This is a genomic window from Leucobacter soli (assembly GCF_042659205.1).
In the GTDB taxonomy this organism is placed as follows: domain Bacteria; phylum Actinomycetota; class Actinomycetes; order Actinomycetales; family Microbacteriaceae; genus Leucobacter; species Leucobacter soli.
In genome coordinates, this window is record NZ_JBHSRW010000309.1 from 1 (window position 1) to 2,149 (window position 2,149).

The 2,149-nt window shown below is 71.1% G+C and carries 3 protein-coding genes; all 3 read left to right on the plus strand.

What is annotated here, in order from left to right:
- Window positions 1-460, plus strand: a 460-nt coding sequence (locus ACFPZL_RS12535) for a histidinol dehydrogenase (protein WP_382335679.1), incomplete at its 5' end; no start/stop codon positions are given.
- Entirely contained in the window at window positions 460-972 is a 513-nt protein-coding gene (nrdR, locus tag ACFPZL_RS12540; protein ID WP_218114212.1) for a transcriptional regulator NrdR, read from the plus strand. The genes ACFPZL_RS12535 and nrdR, both read left to right, overlap by 1 nt.
- Window positions 944-2,017 (plus strand): quinone-dependent dihydroorotate dehydrogenase, encoded by a 1,074-nt coding sequence (locus ACFPZL_RS12545; protein WP_218114213.1) that lies wholly within the window; start codon window positions 944-946, stop codon window positions 2,015-2,017. Before nrdR ends, ACFPZL_RS12545 begins: the two co-directional genes overlap by 29 nt.
- The last annotated feature ends 132 nt before the right edge of the window (window positions 2,018-2,149 follow it).

Here is a 2,149-nt window from a genome sequence, read left to right on the forward strand (position 1 = left end):
CCCGCAGTCCGCGGTGATCCTGGTCGACGACCTCGCCGCCGCGGCGCGGGTGAGCAACGCCTACGGCCCCGAGCACCTCGAGATCCAGACCCGCGACGACGGCGCCGTGCTCGCGCTGGTCGAGAACGCCGGTGCGATCTTCGTCGGCGGCTACACCCCGGTGAGTCTCGGCGACTACCTGGCCGGATCGAATCACGTGCTGCCGACCGGCGGCACCGCCCGATTCGCGGCGGGGCTCGGCGCGCACACCTTCCTCCGCCCGCAGCAGGTGGTCGCATACGACCGCGCTGCGCTCGCGGGGACGGAGACGCACCTGCTCGCGCTGGCCAGGGCCGAAGGGCTCCCGGCGCACGGCGAGGCGGTGAGCGAGCGCTTCCGCGCTGCGGTGGACGATCCTGCGGCCGACAATCCTGCGCCCGGCGAACCCGTATCCGAGCACCGACACGGAGGATCGCGCTGATGCACTGCCCCTTCTGCCGCCACCCGGACAGCCGGGTCATCGACTCGCGCACCTCGGACGACGGCCTCTCGATCCGCCGCCGCCGGCAGTGCCCGGAATGCGGTCGGCGGTTCAGCACGACCGAGACCGCGAGCCTCACCGTGATCAAGCGCTCGGGCGTCGTCGAACCCTTCAGCCGCGAGAAGGTCGTCAGTGGCGTGCGCAAGGCCTGCCAGGGGCGGCCCGTCACCGACTCCGACCTCGCACTGCTCGCGCAGCAGGTCGAGGAGTCCGTGCGCTCCACGGGGCAGGCGCAGCTCGACGCGAACGACATCGGACTCGCGGTCCTGCCGCATCTGCGCGAACTCGACGAGATCGCCTATCTCCGCTTCGCGAGCGTCTACCAGGCCTTCGAGTCGCTCGACGACTTCGATCTCGCGATCGCCGAGCTGCGTGACCATCCGAGCACCGGCAGCATCGCGAAGATCGATGCTGCGCGGCTCGATGCGGCGAACGACGGAACGGGGGAGTAGCGTGCGCCTCTACCCCGCGCTCTTCAACACGGTGCTGCGCCGATTCGACCCCGAGACCGCGCATCATCTCGCCTTCTCGGCGATCACGGCCGCTCCCGCGGCGGGCGCCTTCCTGCGCCGTGCCTGCGCACCCGATCCGCGTCTCGCGGTCCGCGCGCTCGGAATCGACTTCCCGAGCCCGTTCGGCATGGCCGCGGGATTCGACAAGAACGCCGTCGGTATTCTCGGGCTCGGGGCGCTCGGCTTCGGCCATGTCGAGGTCGGCACGCTCACCCGGCACGCGCAGCCGGGCAATCCGAAGCCGCGGAGCTTCCGCCTGGTCGACGATCGTGCGCTGATCAATCGGATGGGCTTCAACAACGGGGGATCCGCAGCGGCGGTGCCGCGGATCGAGCAGGCGCGACTGTCGCCGCATCGGCCCGTGATCGGCGTGAACATCGGCAAGAGCCGTGCGACCGAGGTCGAGCATGCGATCGCCGACTACGTCTGGAGCTCCCTCCGGCTCGCTCCTCTGGCCGACTACCTCGCCGTGAACGTCAGCTCGCCGAACACTCCCGGTCTGCGCGGCCTGCAGGAGCTGGATCAGCTCCGGCCGCTGCTCGCCGAGGTGCGCGCCGCTGCTGCGGGCACTCCGCTGCTGGTGAAGATCGCACCGGACATGGACGACGAGCAGCTGGACGGCATCGTCGGTCTCGTCGCCGAACTCGGGCTCGACGGCATCATCGCCACGAACACGACGATTTCCCGTGCCGGGCTCTCGACGCCGATGGCGCAGGTCGAGGCCTTGGGCGCCGGGGGGCTTTCCGGTGCGCCGCTGAAGGCCCGGTCGCTCGAGGTGCTGCGCCGGATCCGCGCCACCGCTTCGGACGATCTCTGCGTGATCTCGGTGGGCGGCGTCGCGACCGCGGGTGATGTGCTCGAACGGCTGGAGGCCGGCGCCACACTCGTGCAGGGATTCACGGCCTTCATCTACGAGGGTCCGATGTGGGCGCGGGACATCAACCGAGGCCTTCTCGCAGCAGGGTATCGCGGCGATGCCGGCTGACCGGGGGAGCGCCGTCGAGGCCGGGAGTCGACCCGGGCCGCTGGTCGAACCCGGCCCGCCGCTCACCGCAGAGCAGGCCGAGCGAGCCGCGCACCAGATGCGCCTTCCCGGCTTCGGGGAGGTCGCCCAGCG